Raw genomic sequence first — 20,771 nt, forward strand, 5'->3', positions numbered from 1 at the left:
CGACCCTTCTTCACCCCTCTGCCCCGTTTCCTTCCCCGCACGGGCCGCGCCACGCCGGGGCAGCGTCTCGAAGGCGTCTCGATCCGGGGAACAGGGGGCGAACGGCCGCCCGGCGGGCGGTCACTCCCCGTTCACCCCTCCCCGTCTACTCCTCGCTGTCTCCCGGGTCGGCCATGGGCGTGGCGTCCGGTAGGGGCAGGGCCGCCTCCTTGGCGCGTTCGGGCCCCTGTTCGAGCAGGATCGCGAATCCGTCCTCGTCGAGCACGGGCACCTTCAGCTGCATCGCCTTGTCGTACTTGGAGCCGGGGTTGTCGCCGACGACCACGAAGGCGGTCTTCTTCGACACCGATCCGGCGACCTTCGCGCCGAGGGCCTGGAGCGCCTCTTTCGCGCCGTCGCGGGTGTGGCTCGCGAGCGTGCCGGTGACGACGACGGTGAGTCCTTCGAGGGGGCGGGGGCCCTCGTCCTCGTCGGAGCCCTCGTCCGCCATCCGCACCCCGGCCTCGCGCCACTTGCGCAGGATCTCGCGGTGCCAGTCCTCGGCGAACCACTGCTTGACCGAGGCGGCGATGGTCGGCCCGACGCCGTCGGCGGCGGCCAGCTCCTCCTCGGTCGCCTCGTCGATGCGGTCGACGGAACGGAACTGACGGGCCAGCTCCTGGGCGGCGACCGGTCCCACGTGCCGGATGGAGAGCCCGGTGAGGATCCGGGCGAGGGGGGCCTCCTTGGCGGCGGCGATGCCCTCCAGCATGGCCACGGCGTTCTTCTTCGGCTCGCCCTGCTGGTTGGCGAAGACCGTCGCGACCTTCTCCTCGCCGGTCTTCGGGTCGCGCTTGGGCAGTCCGCTGTCCTGGTCCAGGACGTACGCCCGGATCGGCAGCAGCTGGTCGATGGTGAGGGAGAAGAGGTCGCTCTCGTCTCGCAGGACGGGCTCGGCGGGCTCCAGCGGCCGGGTCAGGGCGGCGGCCGCCACATAGCCGAAGTGGTCGATGTCCAGGCTCTTGCGCCCGGCGAGATAGAAGACCCGCTCACGCAACTGGGCGGGGCAGGTGCGGGCGTTGGGGCAGCGGAGATCGATGTCGCCCTCCTTCATCGGGCGCAGCTCCGTCCCGCACTCGGGACAGTGGGTCGGCATCTCGAAGGCCTTCTCGGTGCCGTCGCGCAGATCGACGACGGGGCCGAGGATCTCCGGGATGACCTCGCCCGCCTTGCGGATGACGACGGTGTCGCCGATGAGGACGCCCTTGGCCTTCACCACGTTCTGGTTGTGCAGGGTGGCGAACTCGACTTCGGATCCGGCCACTTCGACCGGCTCGACCTGGGCGTACGGGGTGACGCGGCCGGTGCGGCCGACGCCGACGCGGATGTTGACCAGCTTGGTGTTGACCTCCTCGGGGGCGTACTTCCAGGCGATGGCCCAGCGGGGGGCGCGCGAGGTGGAGCCCAGCCGGCCCTGGAGCGGGATCTCGTCGAGCTTGACGACGACTCCGTCGATCTCGTGCTCCACGGAGTGCCGGTTGTCGCCGTAGTACGCGATGAACTCCCGTACGCCGGCGAGGGAGTCGACGACCTTGTTGTGCTGGGCGGTGGGCAGGCCCCAGGCGTGCAGGAGGTCGTAGGCCCCGGAGAGGCGGTCGATGCTCAGGCCCTCGTGGGCGCCGATGCCGTGCACCACCATGTGCAGCGGGCGGGTGGCGGTGACCTTGGGGTCCTTCTGGCGCAGGGACCCGGCCGCCGCGTTGCGCGGGTTGGCGAAAGGCTTGTCGTCGGCGGCGACCAGCCGGGCGTTCAGCTCCTCGAAGCCCTCCATGGGGAAGAAGACCTCGCCGCGGATCTCGACGAGCGCGGGGATGTCGTCGCCCTTGAGGCGGTGCGGGATCTCGGCGATCGTCCGGACGTTGGGGGTGATGTCCTCGCCGGTACGGCCGTCGCCGCGGGTCGCCGCCCGGGTGAGGCGGCCGTGCTCGTAGGTGAGGTTGACGGCGAGGCCGTCGACCTTCAGCTCGCACAGGAAGTGGTGGTCCGGGGTGCCGACGTCCTTGGCGACCCGGTCCGCCCAGGCGGCCAGCTCCTCGTCGTCGAAGGCGTTGTCCAGGGAGAGCATGCGCTCGCGGTGCTCCACGGAGGTGAACTCCGTGCGGTAGGGCCCGGCGACCTTCTGGGTCGGCGAGTCCGGGGTGCGCAGCGCCGGGTGCTCCTCCTCCAGAGCCTCCAGAGAACGCATCAGCCGGTCGAACTCGCCGTCGCTGACTACCGGCTGGTCCTTCACGTAGTAGCGGAAGCGGTGCTCCTCGACCTGCTCGGCCAGCAGCGCGTGCTTCTCCCGCACGTCCGCCGGAACCGAGCTCTCCTGCTCCACCCGCTGTTCGCCCGCCATCGTTCCGTCCTCCCGTTGGGCCGTCATTCCCGTCACTCAGGGTTGTCCGCGAGCGACCGCGCCGCCCTGGCGCTGTGGGCGAGCGCGGTGCGGGCGTACGCGGGCGACGCACCCGCGAGACCGCACGACGGAGTGATCGCGACGGACTCGGCGAGAGTCCCCGGATTCAGCCCCAGCCTGCTCCACAACGTCCTGACCCCCATGACGCTACCGCCAGGGTCTGACAATGCCTCCGAGGCCGCGTCGGTGGACGGCACCACGCCAAGGAAGAGGTGGGTGCCGCCCTCGACGGCTTCCCCGATCGCCTCTTCCTCACGCTCGGTGAGCAACGAGAAGTCGAACGAGATCCCGTCGGCCCCGGCCCGGCGCAGCAGCGCGAAGGGCACTTCGGGGGCGCAGGAGTGGACGAGCGTCGTGCCGTCCTCGCCCGCCGCCGCGAGGACGTCGCGCAGGGTGCCCTCGACGACCTGGCGGTCGACGGCGCGGTAGGTGCGGTAGCCGCTGGCGGAGCGGACCCGGCCCAGCAGGACGGCGGTCAGGGAGGGTTCGTCGAGCTGGAGGACGACCTTCGCCCCGGGCATCCGGCGGCGGACCTCCGCGAGATGGGCGCGGAGTCCCTCGGCCAGGGACCCGCCCAGGTCCCGGCAGGCGCCGGGGTCGGCCAGCATGGCTTCGCCGCCGCGCAGTTCGAGGGCGGCGGCAAGGGTCCAGGGGCCGACGGCCTGGACCTTGAGCGGGCCCTCGTACCCCTGGGTGAACTCCTCCAGGGCGTCCAGGTCCTCGCCCAGCCAGGAGCGGGCACGCCGGGTGTCGCGGCCGGGCCGGTCGCTGATCCGCCAGCCGCTCGGCTCGACGTGCCCGTACATCTCGACGAGCATGCCGATGGTCCGGCCGATCATGTCGGCGCCGGGCCCGCGCGCGGGCAGTTCCGCCAGGTGCGGCATGCCCTGGCCGTCGGCGAAGGAGCCGGTGACGGTCTTCGCCGCCTCCCTCGCGTCTCCCCCGGGCATCGACCCGATGCCGGTCGCCGGACACCCGCTGAACTTGCTCTTCTCGCTCACGCGGGAAGCCTACGGTCCGGGGCGGGGAACCTCCGCCGCAGGGCGCGTCAGCGGCCGGGGCGGACCGTGAGGTCGTTGACCTCGGCGTCGCGCGGCAGGTCGATCGCCATCAGGATCGTGGTGGCCACCGACTCGGGGTCGATCCAGCGGTCCGCGTCGTACTCCTTGCCCTCCTGCTGGTGCACCTTGACCTGCATGGGGCTGGCGGTGCGGCCCGGGTAGACGGAGGTGACGCGGACGCCGTTGCCGTGCTCCTCGTGGCGCAGCGAGTCGGCGAGCGCCTTGAGGCCGTGCTTGCTCGCGGCGTACGCGCTCCACCCGGCGTGGGCGTTGAGCCCGGCCCCGGAGTTCACGAACAGGACGTGGCCCTGGGCGACGCGGAGCTGCGGGAGCAGGAGGCGGGTGATCTCGGCGGGGGCGATCAGGTTGGCGTTGAGCTGGAAGTGCCAGGCCTTGGGGGTGAGCTCCCCGACCTCGCCGAGCTCGACGACGCCCGCGATGTGCAGCAGGGTGTCGATCCGCTCGGGCATGGCCTGCTGGCCGAACGCCCAGGACAGCCGGTCGGGGTTGGCGAGGTCGCCGACGAGCGTGCGCGCGCCCGGGTGGCGGTCGGCGAACTCCTTGGCGCGGCCGGCGTCGCGGGCGAGCAGGACGAGGTCGTCGCCGCGCTCCTGGAGCCGGCGGGCGACAGCGGCGCCGATGCCGGAGCCGGCGCCGGTGATGAGGTGGGTAGCCATGGGGGGATCCTAGGGCGTGTCGTTTGGGTCAGGTCGGATCAGGGAGCGGGGTCCGGTGCGTGCAGCTGCAAGGCGGAGGATCGAGGCAACGCGATGGGGCCTCCCCTGCTCGACGAGCGGAGCCGAGAGCTTGGGGGAGTGCGTGCCGGACCCCGCGAGTCCGACATGATCCGAACGACACGCCCTGGATCCGGGCTCCTTACCGGAGACCGGCGGACTCCTCCAGGTAGGCCAGCGCGCCGACGCCGTCCTTGGCGAAGAAGACGAGGTCGGTCAGGGGCAGGGGCAGGAACCCCTCGTCCTCCATGCGCTGGAACTGCTGGCGCAGCCCGTCGTAGAAGCCCGCCGTGTTCAGCAGGACGACCGGCTTGGTGTGCTTGCCGTGCTTCTTCAGCTCCAGGATCTCGGTGGCCTCGTCGAGGGTCCCCGTCCCACCGACCATGATCACGACGGCGTCGGCCTTCTCCAGGAGGAGCGCCTTGCGCTCGGCGAGGTCGCGGGCGATGACCATCTCGTCGGCGTCGGTCCGGGCCTTGGCGGCGAGGAAGTCGACCGAGACCCCCACCAGCCGCCCGCCCGCCGACTGGACGCCGTCCGCGACCACCTTCATCAGCCCGCTCTCCGACCCGCCCCAGACCAGGGTGTGGCCGCCCCTGCCCAGCAGCTCGGCGAACTCGCGGGCGGGCACGGTGTAGCGGTCGTCGAGGTCGGCGGCGGAGAGGAAGACGCAGATGTTCATGGGGCAACCGTACGACCCGCCCGGGCACCTCTTCGCCCACCCGTCGCGGGCGCGGCCTCGGACGGTTCCTCGCGCACCCGTTGGGGGGAAGATCCGGCGTACGGGGAAGAAGACGGGCCCGTACGCCGCTGAAACAGGCATGACTGCCACCCGAGGACACCGCATCACCGTCGAGCAGGGCTCCGAGCACGTCCGGGCCGTGCACGAGGGCCAGGTGCTGGCCGAGAGCCGCCGCCCGCTCGTGCTCCGCGAGACGGGTTGCCCGCCCCGCTACTACCTGCCGCCCGAGGACGTCCGCACCGAACTGCTCTCCCCGTCGGACACCACCACCCACTGCCCGTTCAAGGGGGACGCTTCCTACTGGTCGCTGCCCGGGGCCGCCGATCTCGTCTGGGCCTACCCGGACCCGAAGTCCGAAGTCGCCGCGATCAAGGACCACTTCTGCTTCTACGCCGCGGAGGCGGTGGCCGACTGACGCGCGATGCGCCGCCCGGGAAGTTTTTCCGGGCGGAGCGATGAGTTTCCGCGGCCGCCCCGGTCTCCTCTCCCATGGACAGGATTCTCTCCGCCGACGGCACGCCGATCGCCTACCGCCGCCAGGGCGAGGGGCCGCCGCTGGTGCTGGTCGGCGGGGCGCTGGGCACCGCCGTGGCCGAGGCGCCGCTGGCCGCCCTGCTCGCGCCGCGTTTCACGGTGCTCACCTACGACCGGCGGGGCCGGGGCGCCAGCGGTGACGCCGGGGGCTGGGCGGTGGAGCGGGAGGTCGAGGATCTGGCCGCCGTCGTCGGTGCGGCCGGGGCGGGCGCGTCGGTCTTCGGGATGTCGTCCGGCGGGGCGCTCGCCCTGGAGGCGGCGGCCGCCGGGCTCCCGGTGGAGCTGCTCGCCGTGTATGAGCCGCCCTACACGCCGGGGGCGTCCGGCCTGCTGTTCAAGGCCCGCTGCACGACCCGGCTGCACCGGCTGCTGGCCGCCCGCGACCGGGGCGGGGCGGTGGACCTGTTCCTGTCCATGACGGGTGTCGCCGAGGAGACGGCCGCCCGGATGCGGCGGACCCCGGTGTGGGCGGAGCTGGAGGCGCTGGCGCACACGCTGGCGTACGACGACGCGCTGCTGGGCGACGGGGCGATCCCCGCCGAGCGGTTCTCGGCGATCGCCGCCCGGACCCTGGTGATCTGCGGCGGCTTCAGCAGCGCCCCGGCGCGCGCGGCGACCCGGACCCTGGCCGAGGCCCTGCCGCGCGGCCGGCACCGGACACTGACGGGCCAGGTGCGCGAGGTGGCGCCCCAGGTGCTCGCCCCGGTGCTGACGGACTTCTTCGCCACGGACGTGTACGCGTACCGTCAGGCGTCGTAGGCGGCACGGGGCCCGGTGTCGGGCCTCGTGCCGCCGGTTGCTCAGCCGCCCGCCGGAACCCGCTCGCGGCGGACCGTCGTGGCGATGGTGGCCGAGCCGACCACGCGCGTGCCGTCGTAGAGGACGACCGCCTGGCCGGGGGCGACGCCCCGGACCGGCTCGGTGAAGGCGACGTTCAGCTCGGAGCCGTCCACCAGCTCGGCGGTGACCTCGCACTCGCCGCCGTGGGCGCGGAGCTGGGCGGTGTACGTCCCCGGGCCGGACGGCGGCGTTCCGCACCAGCGGGGCTTGATCGCGGTCAGCGAGGTCACGTCGAGGGCCTCGACGGGGCCGACGGTGACGGTGTTGTTCACCGGGGAGATGTCCAGCACGTAGCGCGGCTTGCCGTCGGGGGCCGGGTGGCCGATCTTCAGGCCCTTGCGCTGGCCGATGGTGAAGCCGAACGCGCCCTCGTGGGTGCCCAGCTTCGTACCGGACTCGTCGAGGATGTCGCCCTCGGCCGGGCCGCCGAGGCGGTTTGCCAGGAAGCCCTGGGTGTCGCCGTCGGCGATGAAGCAGATGTCGTGGCTGTCGGGCTTCTTGGCGACGGCGAGGCCGCGCCGCTCGGCCTCGGCGCGGATCTCGTCCTTGGTGGTGAGGGTGTCGCCGAGCGGGAACATGGCGTGGGCGAGCTGCTTCTCGTCCAGGACGCCGAGGACGTAACTCTGGTCCTTGGCCATGTCGGAGGCGCGGTGCAGTTCACGGCTGCCGTCCTCGGTGAGGACCACCGTGGCGTAGTGGCCGGTGCACACGGCGTCGAAGCCGAGGGCGAGCGCCTTGTCGAGCAGCGCGGCGAACTTGATCTTCTCGTTGCAGCGCAGGCAGGGGTTGGGCGTGCGCCCGGCCTCGTACTCCGCGACGAAGTCCTCGACGACGTCCTCGCGGAAGCGTTCCGCCAGGTCCCAGACGTAGAACGGGATACCGATGACGTCGGCCGCGCGGCGGGCGTCCCGGGAGTCCTCGATGGTGCAACAGCCGCGCGCCCCGGTCCGGAAGGACTGGGGGTTCGCGGACAGGGCGAGGTGGACACCGGTCACGTCGTGGCCCGCCTCGACGGCGCGGGCGGCGGCGACGGCGGAGTCCACGCCGCCCGACATCGCGGCGAGGACACGCAGGGGGCGCTGGGAAGTCTGAGTCATAGCCCCTCCAGGGTACGGGTCGCCGGGAACCGAACGCTCGCGGATAAGCGTTGACGATCACATGGGGAACAACGGGAGCACCCGGGCTGCGCGAAAGCGTTCGGGAAAGCCTTCGCGGAAGAAGCCGGCGGACGGCGTCAGCCGCCGCGCACTGCTGATCGGCGGCGGCGCGGTGGCGGCCGCCGGCACCGCCGCCGTGCTCGCGCGCGACCAGGTGAAGCGGCTGTGGTGGCAGGTGCCCGGCGTCGAGAAGCCACGGAAGCCGGGCGAGCTGGACTACGCGGGGGCGACCTGGGTGGCGGCCTCGGAGGCGAACTGGCGGCGTGCGGACCGGCCTGACGACTTCGCCATCGACCGGGTGATCATCCACGTCACCCAGGGCAGCTTCGACAGCGCGGTGAAGGTGTTCCAGAACCCCGCCCACCAGGCCGCGACGCACTACATCGTGGGGCAGGACGGGCGGGTGGTGCAGATGATCCGCGAGCTGGACGTGGCGTACCAGGCGGGCAACCGCGCCTACAACGAACGTGCGGTCGGCATCGAGCACGAGGGGTTCGTGGACCGGCCGAAGGACCTCACCAAGGCGATGTACGCGTCCTCGGCGCGGCTCACGGCGTCGATCTGCGCGCGCCACGACATACCCATCGACCGGGAGCACATCATCGGGCATGTGGAGGTGCCGGGCACCGACCACACCGACCCGGGTCCGCACTGGGACTGGGACCGTTACCTGGAGCTGGTGCGCCGCGCCGCGGCGGCCCCGCCCACCCCTTCGGCCACACCTTCCGCCTCCGCTTCCGCGAAGGCCTCGGGGTGAGCGCTCTCAGCTGAGCCCGGCCGTCCGCGCCCGTTCGACCGCCGGGCCGATCGCCTCGGCGAGCGCCTTCACGTCCTGTTCGGTCGAGGTGTGGCCGAGCGAGAAGCGCAGGGTGCCCCGGGCCAGGTCCGGGTCGGTCCCGGTCGCCAGGAGCACGTGGCTGGGCTGGGCGATCCCGGCGGTGCAGGCGGAGCCGGTGGAGCATTCGATGCCCTGGGCGTCCAGCAGCAGCAGGAGGGAGTCGCCCTCGCAGCCGGGGAAGCTGAAGTGGGCGTTGGCGGGAAGGCGTCCGGCCGGGTCGGGGTCGCCGCCGAGCACGGCGTCCGGCACGGCCAGGCGCACGGCGGCCACGAGGTCGTCGCGCAGGGAGCCCACGCGCCGGGCGAACTGCTCGCGCCGCTCGGCCGCCAGTCGCCCGGCGACCGCGAAGGAGGCGACGGCGGGCACGTCCAGGGTGCCGGAGCGCACGTGCCGCTCCTGGCCGCCGCCGTGCAGGACGGGTACGGGGGTGTGGTCGCGGCCCAGCAGCAGTGCGCCGATGCCGAACGGGCCGCCGATCTTGTGCCCGCTGACCGTCATCGCGGCCAGTCCGGAGCGGGCGAAGTCGACCTCCAGCTGGCCGAAGGCCTGGACCGCGTCGGCGTGCATGGGGATCCCGAACTCCGCCGCCACCGAGGCCAGTTCACGTACCGGCATGATGGTGCCGATCTCGTTGTTGGCCCACATCACGGTGATCATCGCGACGTCGTCGGGGTCCCGGAGAATCGCCTCGCGCAGGTCTTCGGGGTGGACCCGGCCGTGGCGGTCGACGGGAAGATAGTCGACGTTCGCGCCCTCGTGCTCGGCGAGCCAGTCGACGGCGTCGAGGACGGCGTGGTGCTCGACGGGGCCGGCGAGGACCCGGGTGCGGCGGGGATCGACGTCGCGGCGGGACCAGTAGAGGCCCTTGACGGCGAGGTTGTCGGCCTCCGTGCCGCCGGAGGTGAACACGACCTCGCTGGGGCGTGCGCCGAGGGAGTCGGCGAGGGCTTCTCTGGACTCCTCGACGGTGCGGCGGGCCCGGCGTCCGGCGGCGTGCAGCGAGGACGCGTTGCCGGTGACGGAGAGCTGGGCGGTCATCGCCCCGATCGCTTCGGGAAGCATCGGGGTGGTCGCGGCGTGGTCGAGGTAAGCCATGGTGGGGCCGATTCTACGAGCCCGGGGTGGGGCGCACGCCGGGCGCGTCACGGCCCGGCCCCCGCGCACGCCCGCACGGGGTGCGACGGACCGGTTCGGAGACCGGCGACAGGCCCCGGTCCGGAGCCCGATCCGGAACGGGAGAGCGGCTCGCGGGGCCGCGTGGGGGGCGTGTGTCAGCCGCCGATGCTCCAGCCGACGGTGCCGTTGACGGTGACCAGGACACCGAGCACGGCGAGGTCGGCGACGCCCAGGGCGAGGCCGAGGCGGGCGCGTCCCCGGCGGCGGGTGCGGCGGACCAGGGCCAGCAGCGCCATCACGATCGCCATGGGTCCGAGCACGATGTTGAAGACCAGCAGCCCGACGAGGCCGAGGACGAAGGAGGCGACGGCGAGACCGTCCGCCTCGCGGCCCACGGCACGGGCGGCGGGGGTGTCCGTACGCGCATCCGCATCCGGGTCCGGACCCGCAGGCGCATCCGCGACGGGGGCGAGGTCGGCGACCTCGGCATCCCCGTGGGCCTCGGCAGGAGAGTCGGTCGTCCGGCGGGTGCGGTCGATGAGGGTCGTGAGGGTCATGGTGCGAGCTCCTTCGGATCGGTCCGGGACACGACAGGCTCGGCGGGTGCGGGTGCGGCGGGTCAGTGGGTGCGGCGCGCCGTGCGCTCGCGCACGGCGAAGACCAGCAGCCAGCAGCCGATCACGGCCGCGGCGGCCAGGGTCAGCGGCAGCGGGAGGTGGGCGACCGCCCCGAGGAGGATGCCCAGCAGAAGCAGTGCGGCGACGAGGACGAGCACGGCGGAACCTCTCTGTGCGACGACGAAGGCCGTTCGGAGTACGAGTGTTCACTGACTGGGAAGTCTAAACCCCTGACCCTTCCCTGGACTCGGAGAACGGTTGTTTACTGAATGGCATGAGTCACACCGTCGGAATCCGCCAGACCCAGAAGCTCAGGACCCGCCAGACCCTCCTGGACGCGGCGCTCGCCCTCCTGGAGCACCAGAGTCTGAGCAGCCTGGGACTGCGCGAGGTGACCCGGGCCGCCGGAGTCACCCCGACGGCCTTCTACCGGCACTTCGAGGACACCGCCGCGCTCGGCGTCGCGCTGGTCGAGGAGACCCTGGGCAGCCTGCACGGGCTGATCGCGGCGGTGCTCGCGGAGACGGGCGACAGCGAGGAGCGCGTGGACCGCAGCGTGGAGGTGATAGCGCGCCATGTCGGCGCGCAGCCCGCCCACTTCCGGTTCATCGCCCGCGAGCAGCACGGCGGGGTCGGCCCGGTGCGCGAGGCGATCGCGGCCCAACTGCGGCGGTTCGCGGAGGAGGTGGCGTGCGCGCTCGGCCAGGAGGCGGGGTCCGCCGGCTGGAGCGAGGACGATCTCCTGATGCTCGGCGGCCTCTATGTGGACCACATGGTGGTCACCACGTCGACCCTGCTGGAGGCCGGGCCGGCGGGTGAGGCGGAGGTCGTCCGGGTGGCCCGGCGGCGGCTGCGGCTGGTCACCATCGGCCGTGCGCACTGGCTGGACGAGGCGTGAGGCACGCACGGGCCGGCCGCGAGTCGACGGGAGTCCTCGATCCGCTGTGACACCCGGGCCTGCTGCTACGGGAGAGTCGAGCGCGGCGGTGGCGTCCCCGTCGACGGCCGCCCGGGGGCCGCTCGTCCAGCGGCGCGGGTCGACGAGGATGCGGCGGCCGGGCGGTGCGGGGCGGGGCGGGGCAGGCTCTCGCCCCGTGCGCCTACTTGTCGCGCGGGGCCTTGGCCAGTTGGCGGGACTGGGCGACCAGGCGGTCGGCGCTGTCCCAGACCTCGGCGTCCTCCTCCAGGAAGCCGCCCGCGAGGTTACGGGTGGTGATGGCGACGCGCAGCGGGCCCGGGGCGGGGCGGCAGCGGATGTGGGTGGTCAGCTCGACGGTGGGGGTCCAGCCGGTCAGGCCCAGCTCGAACGAGGTCGGCGGCAGGGCGTCCACGGTGAGCAGCAACGACAGCGGGTCCGCGTCACGGCCGTCGGCCAGGCCGAACCAACCGCGCATCTCGCCCTTGCCGGACGGGGCGCCGACCGCCCAGCCGACGGTCGCGGGGTCGAGCTTGATGTCGAGGCGGTCGGTGATGGCGGAGCTGCCGGGGATCCGGGGCGCGCCGCCGCTCGGGCCGAGGCAGTGGTCCCGGTCGGGCATGGCGGGCGGCAGGGCCGTGGTGCGGACGTCGTCGGGGAGCGTGTCGAGGTCGCCGTAGGTGGCCAGGACCCGGATGCGCTCGACCTCGGTGCCGTCCTCGGCGTACTGGAAGAGGGAGGCCTGGCCGGTGGAGAGGGTGCGGCCGGTCCGGACGACCTCGGTGCGGATCACGGCGGGGCCGGGCGCGGAGGCGGTGAGGTAGTGCGCCGATACGGAGAACGGGTCGGGGTGCGGCAGGGCCTCGCCCAGCGCCCGGCCGAGCAGGGCCAGCAGATAGCCGCCGTTGACGGCGTGGATGATGGTCCAGCCCGCGGAGAGCTCGGCGTCGTAGACGCCGTCCTCGCGCAGGGTGACCGCGGTGTCCCGGTCGAACTCGCTGTCGCCGATGGTCGCCCGTGCGGTCCGCGCCGCGCCGGTCACTGCCTCAGTCGCTGCCTGTGCCATGGCATGCACGGTACATCGACTGCATTACTGAGCGGTAGCTTTTTCGTTGCCGAATCATGGCGGGCGCATCACGCCGGCGGACCCGCCTCAGGTCGCCGCCGAGCCCTCCTCGGCCCGGGCGGAGGACCGGTTGTACGCACGCGGCGCCCGCCAGTGGAAGCGCAGCGCCAGCAGTCGCAGGGCGAACGCGGCGATCACCGCCAACCCGCTGGTCAGCGCGTTGAGCGTGTCGAAGCGGATGCAGAGGACCACCATGGTCGCGCCGACGATCGCGGGCACCGCGTACAGGTCGCGGTCCCAGCGCAGCAGCGAGGGCACCTCGTTGGCGAGCACGTCGCGCAGCACACCGCCGCCGACCGCCGTGGCCAGACCCAGCGCCGCCGACGCGGTGAGCCCGAGCCCGTACTCGTACGCCTTGACCGTGCCGGTCACGCAGAACAGCCCGAGCCCCGCCGCGTCGAAGACGTTGACCCCGACCTGGATGCGCTCCACGTGCGGGTGGAGGAAGAAGACCAGGACGGCGGCGAACAGCGGAGTGATGAAGTAGCCGAGGTCGGTGAAGGCCGCGGGCGGGATCGCACCGATCATGACGTCGCGGAACAGCCCTCCGCCCAGCGCTGTCACCTCCGCGAGGACCGCGATGCCGAAGACATCGAAGTTCTTGCGGACGGCGAGCAGGGCGCCCGAGATCGCGAAGACGAAGATCCCGACGAGATCGAGCGCATGCTGGACGGAGGGCGTGAACAGTTCGGTGAGCACCGGGCAATTGTGCCGGTCCTAGGCCTTGGGGCTGTCCTCCGACCGGTCGGCCTTGCCCGCGTCGGACTGAGCCTGAGCCGGTACGGTCGCGGGCTCCTCCTTCTCCGGAGCCTCCTCCTCCGGAGTCTCCCCCTTCTCCGGAGCGACGTCCGCCGGCTCGGCGGCGGTCTCGCCCTCCGAGACCTCCACCGCTTCGGCTGCCACCGTTTCCGTGCCGGTGACCGCCTCGATCCCGGTCGCCAGAGTCTGCTTCACCGTCCCGGCCTCGATCTCGGCCGTGAAGTGGCAGGCCACCTTGTGGCCGTCGCCGGTGTCCAGCAGCGGCGGGCGCTCCGTGGCGCACTTGGTCTCCTGCACCCACGGGCAGCGGGTGTGGAAGCGGCAGCCGGCCGGCGGGTTCGCCGGGGAGGGCAGGTCGCCGTGGAGCAGGATGCGCTCGCGGCGGTCCTCGACCTCGGGATCCGGCACCGGGACCGCCGACATCAGCGCCTTGGTGTACGGGTGCCGGGGCCCCGCGTACAGCGCGTCGCTCGGGGCCTCCTCGACGAGCCCGCCCAGGTACATCACCCCGATGACGTCCGAGATGTGCCGGACGACCGCGAGGTCGTGCGCGATGACCAGGTAGGTCAGGCCGAGGGACTCCTGGAGCTCCTCCAGGAGGTTGATCACCTGTGCCTGGACGGAGACGTCGAGCGCGGACACCGGCTCGTCGCAGATGATCACGTCCGGCTCCAGGACCAGCGCGCGGGCGATGCCGATGCGCTGGCGCTGGCCGCCGGAGAACTCGTGCGGGTAGCGGGACATCGCGTTGGACGGCAGGCCGACCTTGGCGAGGATGTCCTTGATCTTCTCCCGGCGCTCCGCCTGGTCCTTGCCGATGCCGTGGGCGGCCATGCCCTCGGACAGGATCGACTCGATGTTCTGCCGGGGGTTGAGGCTGCCCAGCGGGTCCTGGAAGACCATCTGGAGGCGGCGGCGGAAGGCCCGCATCTCCTCCGACGGCAGCTTCGCCAGGTCGGTGCCGTCGAAGACGACCCCGCCGTCGGTGATGTCGTTCAGCCGCAGGACCGCGCGGCCGAGGGTCGTCTTGCCGCAGCCCGACTCGCCGACCAGACCGTACGTCTGGCCGGCCTCGATGGACAGCGAGACGCCGTCGACCGCGTAGACGTGGCCCACCGTACGGTCGAAGAAGAGGCCCTTCTTGACCGGGAAGTGGACTTTGACGCCGTCCAGTTCGAGCAGGCTCATGCCGGGACCTCCGCCTTGGGCAGGACCGGGTTGACGCAGCGCACCTGGTGTCCGGCCGTGCGTGGTTCGGTCAGTTCGGGGGTGCCGGTGAGGCACTCCATCGTGTAGTGGTCGCACCGGGGCGCGAACGCGCAGCCGTCCGCCCAGGCGATCTTGTCGTTGATGGACCCGCGGATCGGGTGCAGCGGCTCGCCGCGCGGTGCGTCCAGGCGCGGGATGGAGCCGAGCAGCCCGTGCGCGTACGGGTGGCTGGGGTGGGCGAACAGCTCGCGGCGGCCCGCCGATTCCACCGCCCGGCCGGCGTAGAGGACGTTGACCTCGTCGCAGAGGCCGGCGACGACGCCGAGGTCGTGCGTGATCATCAGCAGGGCGGTGCCCTCCTGGTCGACCAGCTCCTTCAGGAGCTCCAGGATCTGCGCCTGGATGGTCACGTCCAGGGCGGTCGTCGGCTCGTCGGCGATCAGCAGCCGGGGGGCGCAGGCGACCGCCATGGCGATCAGCGCCCGCTGGCGCATACCGCCGGAGAGCTGGTGCGGGTACTCCTTCAGCCGCCGGTCCGGGTCGGGGATGCCGACCCGGTCGAGCAGCGAGGCCGCTTCCTTGCGGGCCTTCTCGCCCTTCAGCCCGCGGTGGCGCTGGAGGATCTCGGTGACCTGAATCCCGATGGGGACGACCGGGTTCAGCGAGGAGAGCGGGTCCTGGAAGATCATGGCGAGCTGGCTGCCGCGCAGATCGCGGAGCTTGCGCTCGTTCATGGTCAGCAGGTTCTGGCCGTCGAACTCGGCGCGGCCGCCGATCCTCGCGCCCTTGCGGGGCAGCAGGCCCATCAGGGCGAGCGAGGTGACCGACTTGCCGCAGCCCGACTCGCCGACCAGGCCCACGACCTGGCCCTGGTCGACCTCGAAGGAGACGCCGTCCACGGCCGTGGCGTCCTTGCGGCCGCGGGCGGTGAAGGTGACGCTGAGTTCCTCAACGGAGAGCAGTGACATGGGACTTCAGCCTCGCAACTTCGGGTCGAGGGCTTCGCGCATGGCCTCGCCGAGCAGGGTGAAGCCGAGGGCGGTGATGATGATCCCGATGGCCGGATAGGCGGCCATCATCGGCTCGTTGTCGAAGAAGCGCTGTGCCTGGGAGAGCATCACGCCCCACTCGGGAACGGCCGGGTCGGGGTTGCCGAGGCCCAGGTAGGACAGGGCCGCGGCCTCGATGATCGCGGTGGCCAGGCTCAGCGTGGCCTGGACGATGACGGGGCTCAGCGAGTTCGGCAGGATCTGCGTGAGCACGATCCGCTTGCGCCGGATGCCGACCGCCTTCGCGGCGAGCACGTAGTCCGCGCCGCCCTGCACCAGCATCGAACCGCGCAGCAGGCGGGCGAAGATGGGGATCTGGACGACACCCACGGCGATCATCACGGTGGTCAGCGACTGGCCCAGCACCGCGGCGATGGAGACGGCCAGCAGCAGCGACGGCAGCGACAGCATGATGTCGGTGAAGCGCATGATCACGGTGTCGACGCGCTGCCCGGCCTTGCCGCCGAGCGTCGCGGCGGCTCCGGAGAGCACACCGACCAGCGCGCCGACGATCAGGCCGATGAGCATGGAGACCACACCGACGAGCAGCGTCTGGCGGGCTCCGACGAGCCAGCGGGAGAACATGTCGCGGCCCAGGTGGTCCAGGCCGAACCAGTTCTCGCCGCGCATGCCGACGAACTTGCCCTGGTTGGGGAAGACCTCGCTGCGCCAGTTCTGCGCGGTGGCGCCGTGCGGGGCCACCAACGGCCCGACGATGGCGATGAGGACGAACGCGCCGATGATGACCGCACCGATGATCGCCATCTTGCTGGAGCGCATCCGGCGGAACGCCTCGCGCCACAGGCTGGTGCCGGTGACGGTCTCGGAGCTCTGGGTCAGCTCCGCGAGACGGTCGATCTTGTCTGCTTTGTTGGTCAGGATCGTCACGTCAGTGCACCCGCACTCTCGGGTCGATGATGCTGTACGCGAGGTCGACCAGCAGGTTGATCAGCACGTACACCATCGCGATGAAGAGAATGAACCCGACGAGGACCGGGTAGTCGCGGCCGTCGATCGCGGTACGGATGAAGGAGCCGAGGCCGCCGAAGTCGAAGACGGACTCGGTGAGCACCGCGCCGGAGAGCAGGCTGCCGGTCAGCAGGCCGACCGCGGTGATCACGGGCAGCAGCGCGTTGCGCAGCACGTGGCGTCCCCGCACGGTCTTCTTGTCGAGGCCCTTGGACTCGGCGGTGCGGATGTAGTCCTCGCCGAGCACCTCCAGGACGCTGGCGCGGGTCATCCGGACGATGACGGCGAGCGGGATCGAGGCCAGCGCGACGGCGGGCAGGATCAAGTGCATGATCGCGTTCCAGCTCGCGTCGAACTCGCCGGTCAACAGGCCGTCCAGGACGGCGAATCCGGTGACGTCGGTGGCGTCGATGCCGGAGTCGAGCCGCCCCTGGCTCGGGAACCACTGCAGCTGTACGGAGAAGATCCCGCGCAGCAGTACGGCCAGGAAGAAGACCGGGATGCAGATGCCGAGCAGCGATCCGGAGACGGAGGCGACGTCCAGCCAGCCGCCGCGGTGCTTGGCCGCGAGGTAGCCCATCGGGATGCCGACGACGACGGCGATGAGGATCGCCGCGAGACTCAGCTCCACGGTGGCGGGGAAGGCGCGGGTGAATTCGTCCCACACCGGCTGTCCGGTCTGGGTGGAGGTTCCGAGGTCGAGCTCGAAGATGCGCTTGAGGAACCGCCAGTACTGGACGTGCACCGGCTCGTCGAGCCCGAGTGCGCGGTTGATTCTCGCTACTTCGGCTTCGGTGGCCCGCTCGCCCAGGATCGCTGTGGCGGGTCCGCCGGGCAGTCGGTTCAGCCAGAGGAACAGCAGAACCGACAGGCCGAGCAGGGTGGGAATGAGCTGGAGAAGTCTTCTTACGACGAGTCGCAGCACCCCGCATGCCCCTTTCTCACGTGCGTCGATGCGGGTCCGCCCGGGCACCAGGTGGGTGGGGGCCGGCGGTACCGCTGGGGTGCGATTAGGTGAAGGTGTACTCGGCGAAGTTCTCCTGCGTCAGCGGGGAGACCTTCGGCGGGTTGACGTTCTTGGCGAACGCGATGGCCGGCGGCGACGACGAGATCGGCACGCCCGGGACGTACTCCGCGATCGCCTCGTTGGCCTTCTTGTAGGCCTCGGTGCGACCGGCCGGGTCCGCGATCTCGGAAGCGGCGTTCACGGCGTCGAAGACCTTCTCGTCCTTGAAGCCCCACTGCTTGTCCGGTCCGGCGAACCAGGTGCCGATGAAGTTGTAGCCGTCGTTGAAGTCACCGGTCCAGCCGAGCATGTGCAGGGCGCAGGAGCCCGCCTCGGTGGCGTCCAGGTAGTCCGGGGCCCACTTCATGGCCTTCGGCTTGATGGTGATGCCGGCCTTCTCCAGGTCGGCCTTCATCAGCTCGAACATGTCCTGCGGGGCAGGCATGTACGGGCGGGTGACCTCGGTCGGGTAGCAGAAGTCGATGCTCAGCTTCTCCTCGCCGGCCTGCTTGAGGAGGTCCTTCGCCTTGGCGGTGTCGAACGGGTACGTCTTCACCTTGTCCGAGAAGCCGGCGACCGTGTCGGGCATGAACTGGGTCGCGACCTTGCCGCCCTCGGGCAGCTGGGTGTTGACGAGGTTCTCGCGGTCGATGGCGTGCGTGATCGCCTGACGGACCTCGGGCTTCTTCAGCGCCGGGTTCGCCGACTGGCTCATGCCGACGTAGAAGATGTTGAAGACGTCACGGGTCGGGACCTCGTAACCCTCCTTCTCCAGCGTCGTCACATCAGCGGGCGCGACCAGGTCGTAACCGTCGATGTCACCCGCCTGGAGCGCCTGGCGGCGGGTCTCCTCGGTGGAGATGGTGCGGAAGACCAGGTTCTTCACCTTGGCCTTGGCGCCCCAGTAGTCGTCGAAGCGCTGCAAGGAGACTTCCTTGTTGCCCTTGTTCCACTTGGTGATCTTGTACGGGCCGGTGCCGGCGACCGTGCCGGCCTCCTGGCTGTACTTCGGGTACGTGATCGCGTCGCCCTTGGCGCTCGCGTCCTGCTTCGCGTACTCCTTCAGGGCCTTCGGCGAGTGGATCGCCAGGGCCTGGAGCGAGAAGCCGCCCGGAAGGTTCGCGGAGGGCTCGTTGACCTCGATGACAGCCGTGTTGTCGTCCTTGGCGGTGCAGGACTTGTAGTTCGGCTTGGGCGTCTCGGGGTCCTCGTTCTTGGCGAACCCGCCCATGATGGTCTGCCAGTAGTAGGAGACCGCGCTGGACTGGTACGTGCCCTTCCAGTTGAACCAGTAGTCGTAGTTCGCGCAGACCGCGGCGGCGTTGAACGCCTCGCCGTCGTGGAACTTCACGTTCTGGCGCAGGTTGAACGTCCAGACCTTGCCGGCCTCGTCGCTCGCCCACTTCTCGGCGAGACCGCCGACGAGCTTGCTGCCGCCGGGCTCGTGCTCCAGGAGCGCCTCGAAGGCCTGCCGGGTGACGCGGAACGTCTCGCCGTCGCTCGCGAGGGCCGGGTCGAGAGAACCGGGGTCACCGGCTCCGGCGAAGACGAAGGTGTCCTTGTCGCCCCCCTTGGAGCCGCCCTCGTCCCGCTCGCTGGAACAGCCCGTGGCGATCAGACCGACAGCGACCGCTGTCGTGATCGCCCGGACAGCCCGGGACTTGAATATTCGCATGGGTCCACCCCTGGTTCGCCATGTGGTGAGGTTTGATGGCCGCACACTACAGACGGTGCCTGCCGCAAGAGAACAGTCCGGATAGCGGTGAGACCTAGTCGAGACCCGGACAGTTAACAAACCGTCCAGTTCCGGGACATCCTCCCGGTGCGAGTTAACAAGCCGGACATCAGCGGGCGTTCGCCACCCGATGGCCGGATCTGCCGCCCGTCGCAGCTCAGCGGGGAAGGGGCGGGTATCCGTAGCCGGGGGCGGCGGCCGACGGCGGGCCTGCTGGGGCGTGGGCCTCGCGGTCGTAGAAGGGGCGGGCGTTCGCGCGCAGCCACATGCCGACCGGGTCGTACTCGTCGGACAGGGCGACGGTGGAGACGGGCAGCCCCTCGGGGACCGCGCCGACCGACTGGCGCATCATCTCGCGCACCGATTCGACGGAGGCGCGGCCGGTGTCGTAGAGGTCGAGGCCGATCGCGAGATACGGGACGCCGACCGCGGGGTGCACCCAGGCGCGGCGCAGCGAGCGGATCGCGGGGGTGCGGTGGGCGTTCTGGGTGAGCAGGGCGTAGAACTGGGGCAGTTCGATGGCGGGCTCGGACAGGCGGAGCGGTCCGGCGGGCAGCCGGTCCAGGCCGGTGGCGATGCGGCGCAGGTCGAGCCAGGGGATGCCGACGCCGCCGCCGGGGGCGTGCGGGTTGAGCCAGACGCCCCAGCGGTCCGGGAACAGGGCGCGGGCGATGTCACGCCCGGTGACCAGCTCGTGGGCCCGGTTCCAGCCGCTGGCGGAGAGCTCCTGGGCGGAGGTGACGCAGGGGGCGTAGCCCAGGCCGTCGATCTCCATGTTTCCGTACTGGGCGTCGGGTGAGCCGGCCGTGCCGTGCCAGAGCAGCATCCAGATCCGGCCCTCGGCGACCGCGGCGAGCAGCGCCTCGTAGGCGTCGTAACGCCCGGGGGTCACCTGGCGCAGCAGGTGCTCGACCTTGCCGGCCGCCGCAGTGCCTGACGCACTCACCCTGGGTTCCGCCCCTCGTCGATCCGTCGCCTTCACGCCGTCGCCCCCGGGCACAGGGGAGCGACCACGCCATCAAACCAGCTTATGCGCCACTTCTGACACCGACTTGACGCCCTGGTCCGACGGCGCCCGGCCCCCGGACCCCCGCGCCGATGGATCAGTGGCCCTCGCGCCGGTAGAACGGGCGTACCTTCTCCCGCATCCAGTCGCCGACGAGGTCCTGGGCCACGTCGAGCAGGACCAGGTTGACCGGCCAGGGCACCTGGACCCGGCCGAGCGCGCGGCCGATGGCGTCCATGGGGGCGCTCTGTCCCGCTCCGTCCCAGGTGGCGAACTCGACGCCGACGAAGAGGACCGGGTCGCCGCCCTCGATGCTGGCCAGCGCCCGGCGGGCGGTGCTCACCACTGCGGTGGCCTCGAACTCCTCGGACACCGCGGTGAGGAAGTCGACCGGGTCGTGCTGCCAGTCCGGCTCGAACAGCCGGACCCGGCCGCCGGTGGCGGGCCCGTCCAGGGCGGTGCGGCCGGCCCGGCAGAGTTCGGCGACGGCGGGCGGCGGCAGCGGTATGCCGACGGCGCCGCCCGGATTCACGGCGATGCCGACCTGCGGGGGCAGGCCCCGGGCGAAGTCGCGGGCGGGCGCGACGGCGAAGGACAGATGGCTGCCGACGCAGCTGAGGAACTGGGCCTCGGAGCTGAAGACGGGGACGAAGGCCGCGCCGTCGATCTCCATCATCGGCAGATCGAGGTCCGCGCTCGCGGGGGTGCCGCCGTTCGGCAGCGGCACCCAGACGGAGCTGCGGCCCAGCACCTCAACGAGGCGGCCGCCCGCGTCCGGGACGCCGAGCGAGGCCGTCAGCACCTCTTCGAGCTCGTTGGCGGGCCACCCCTGCTGGGGATGCGCCGGTGCGGGTACCGGAATGTCCACTGCTTCTGTGCCCTCTCTCCACCGCCTCGGCCGCGCGCGGCGGCCTCTGCTC

Annotated in this window: 21 protein-coding genes; 4 read left to right on the forward strand and 17 right to left on the reverse strand. The window is 71.6% G+C overall.

What is annotated here, in order from left to right:
* Nucleotides 1-145: 145 nt before the first annotated feature.
* From ligA to ACFWRV_RS11010, 4 genes are all read right to left on the reverse strand, one after another.
* On the reverse strand, nt 146-2,377 hold the full coding sequence (ligA, locus tag ACFWRV_RS10995; protein WP_384331758.1) for an NAD-dependent DNA ligase LigA: 2,232 nt from the start codon (nt 2,375-2,377) through the stop codon (nt 146-148).
* Between the two features lie 32 nt (nt 2,378-2,409).
* Nucleotides 2,410-3,438: a methionine synthase gene (locus ACFWRV_RS11000; RefSeq protein ID WP_384331559.1), complete on the reverse strand. Its 1,029-nt coding sequence runs from the start codon at nt 3,436-3,438 to the stop codon at nt 2,410-2,412.
* A gap of 47 nt (nt 3,439-3,485) precedes the next feature.
* Nucleotides 3,486-4,175, reverse strand: coding sequence for an SDR family oxidoreductase (locus tag ACFWRV_RS11005; protein ID WP_384331562.1), 690 nt, complete (start codon nt 4,173-4,175; stop codon nt 3,486-3,488).
* A gap of 199 nt (nt 4,176-4,374) precedes the next feature.
* A complete protein-coding gene (locus tag ACFWRV_RS11010) occupies nt 4,375-4,914 on the reverse strand; it encodes a TIGR00730 family Rossman fold protein (protein WP_384331565.1) in 540 nt (179 codons plus the stop codon).
* A gap of 139 nt (nt 4,915-5,053) precedes the next feature.
* Here ACFWRV_RS11010 and ACFWRV_RS11015 point away from each other — a divergent pair, with 139 nt between their 5' ends.
* A complete protein-coding gene (locus ACFWRV_RS11015; RefSeq protein WP_384331568.1) occupies nt 5,054-5,389 on the forward strand; it encodes a DUF427 domain-containing protein in 336 nt (111 codons plus the stop codon).
* A 74-nt stretch (nt 5,390-5,463) separates the two neighbouring features.
* Nucleotides 5,464-6,267, forward strand: coding sequence for an alpha/beta fold hydrolase (locus tag ACFWRV_RS11020; protein WP_384331571.1), 804 nt, complete (start codon nt 5,464-5,466; stop codon nt 6,265-6,267).
* 41 nt (nt 6,268-6,308) lie between these two features.
* Here the strand turns inward: ACFWRV_RS11020 and mnmA are convergent, their stop codons facing one another.
* On the reverse strand, nt 6,309-7,445 hold the full coding sequence (gene mnmA / locus ACFWRV_RS11025; RefSeq protein WP_384331574.1) for a tRNA 2-thiouridine(34) synthase MnmA: 1,137 nt from the start codon (nt 7,443-7,445) through the stop codon (nt 6,309-6,311).
* Between the two features lie 61 nt (nt 7,446-7,506).
* On the opposite strand from mnmA, the gene ACFWRV_RS11030 reads away from it, so the two are divergent.
* Nucleotides 7,507-8,262 (forward strand): N-acetylmuramoyl-L-alanine amidase, encoded by a 756-nt coding sequence (locus ACFWRV_RS11030; protein ID WP_384331577.1) that lies wholly within the window; start codon nt 7,507-7,509, stop codon nt 8,260-8,262.
* Nucleotides 8,263-8,268: 6 nt separating this feature from the next.
* On the opposite strand, the gene ACFWRV_RS11035 is transcribed toward ACFWRV_RS11030, so the two are convergent.
* The 3 genes from ACFWRV_RS11035 to ACFWRV_RS11045 all read right to left on the reverse strand — a co-directional run bounded on the left by ACFWRV_RS11035 (nt 8,269) and on the right by ACFWRV_RS11045 (nt 10,234).
* A complete protein-coding gene (locus ACFWRV_RS11035) occupies nt 8,269-9,438 on the reverse strand; it encodes a cysteine desulfurase family protein (protein ID WP_384331580.1) in 1,170 nt (389 codons plus the stop codon).
* Nucleotides 9,439-9,614: 176 nt separating this feature from the next.
* On the reverse strand, nt 9,615-10,016 hold the full coding sequence (locus ACFWRV_RS11040; RefSeq protein WP_384331583.1) for a hypothetical protein: 402 nt from the start codon (nt 10,014-10,016) through the stop codon (nt 9,615-9,617).
* A gap of 62 nt (nt 10,017-10,078) precedes the next feature.
* Nucleotides 10,079-10,234: a hypothetical protein gene (locus ACFWRV_RS11045; protein WP_384331586.1), complete on the reverse strand. Its 156-nt coding sequence runs from the start codon at nt 10,232-10,234 to the stop codon at nt 10,079-10,081.
* Between the two features lie 116 nt (nt 10,235-10,350).
* Here ACFWRV_RS11045 and ACFWRV_RS11050 point away from each other — a divergent pair, with 116 nt between their 5' ends.
* A complete protein-coding gene (locus tag ACFWRV_RS11050) occupies nt 10,351-10,974 on the forward strand; it encodes a TetR family transcriptional regulator (RefSeq protein WP_384331589.1) in 624 nt (207 codons plus the stop codon).
* A gap of 202 nt (nt 10,975-11,176) precedes the next feature.
* On the opposite strand, the gene ACFWRV_RS11055 is transcribed toward ACFWRV_RS11050, so the two are convergent.
* From ACFWRV_RS11055 to ACFWRV_RS11095, 9 genes are all read right to left on the reverse strand, one after another.
* Nucleotides 11,177-12,058, reverse strand: coding sequence for a thioesterase family protein (locus ACFWRV_RS11055; RefSeq protein WP_384331592.1), 882 nt, complete (start codon nt 12,056-12,058; stop codon nt 11,177-11,179).
* Between the two features lie 87 nt (nt 12,059-12,145).
* Nucleotides 12,146-12,817, reverse strand: coding sequence for a trimeric intracellular cation channel family protein (locus tag ACFWRV_RS11060; RefSeq protein WP_384331595.1), 672 nt, complete (start codon nt 12,815-12,817; stop codon nt 12,146-12,148).
* An 18-nt stretch (nt 12,818-12,835) separates the two neighbouring features.
* A complete protein-coding gene (locus tag ACFWRV_RS11065) occupies nt 12,836-14,065 on the reverse strand; it encodes an ABC transporter ATP-binding protein (RefSeq protein WP_384331598.1) in 1,230 nt (409 codons plus the stop codon).
* Nucleotides 14,062-15,054, reverse strand: a complete 993-nt coding sequence (locus ACFWRV_RS11070; protein ID WP_384331601.1) for an ABC transporter ATP-binding protein — start codon at nt 15,052-15,054, stop codon at nt 14,062-14,064. The genes ACFWRV_RS11065 and ACFWRV_RS11070 overlap by 4 nt, the downstream gene beginning before the upstream one ends.
* 6 nt (nt 15,055-15,060) lie before the next feature.
* Nucleotides 15,061-16,023: an ABC transporter permease gene (locus tag ACFWRV_RS11075; protein ID WP_384331604.1), complete on the reverse strand. Its 963-nt coding sequence runs from the start codon at nt 16,021-16,023 to the stop codon at nt 15,061-15,063.
* Nucleotide 16,024: 1 nt separating this feature from the next.
* Entirely contained in the window at nt 16,025-17,029 is a 1,005-nt protein-coding gene (locus ACFWRV_RS11080; RefSeq protein ID WP_384331607.1) for an ABC transporter permease, read from the reverse strand.
* An 85-nt stretch (nt 17,030-17,114) separates the two neighbouring features.
* The gene (locus ACFWRV_RS11085; RefSeq protein WP_384331610.1) at nt 17,115-18,785 is read right to left on the reverse strand and encodes an ABC transporter substrate-binding protein; all 1,671 of its coding nucleotides are present in this window, start codon (nt 18,783-18,785) and stop codon (nt 17,115-17,117) included.
* A gap of 217 nt (nt 18,786-19,002) precedes the next feature.
* Nucleotides 19,003-19,791 carry an enhanced serine sensitivity protein SseB C-terminal domain-containing protein gene (locus tag ACFWRV_RS11090; RefSeq protein WP_384331613.1) on the reverse strand — a complete coding sequence of 263 codons (789 nt, stop codon included), beginning with the start codon at nt 19,789-19,791 and terminating at the stop codon, nt 19,003-19,005.
* 157 nt (nt 19,792-19,948) lie between these two features.
* Nucleotides 19,949-20,719, reverse strand: a complete 771-nt coding sequence (locus tag ACFWRV_RS11095) for an enhanced serine sensitivity protein SseB (protein WP_384331617.1) — start codon at nt 20,717-20,719, stop codon at nt 19,949-19,951.
* Between the last annotated feature and the right edge of the window lie 52 nt (nt 20,720-20,771).

The sequence above is a fragment of the Streptomyces sp. NPDC058576 genome (genome assembly GCF_042718715.1).
GTDB lineage: Bacteria > Actinomycetota > Actinomycetes > Streptomycetales > Streptomycetaceae > Streptomyces.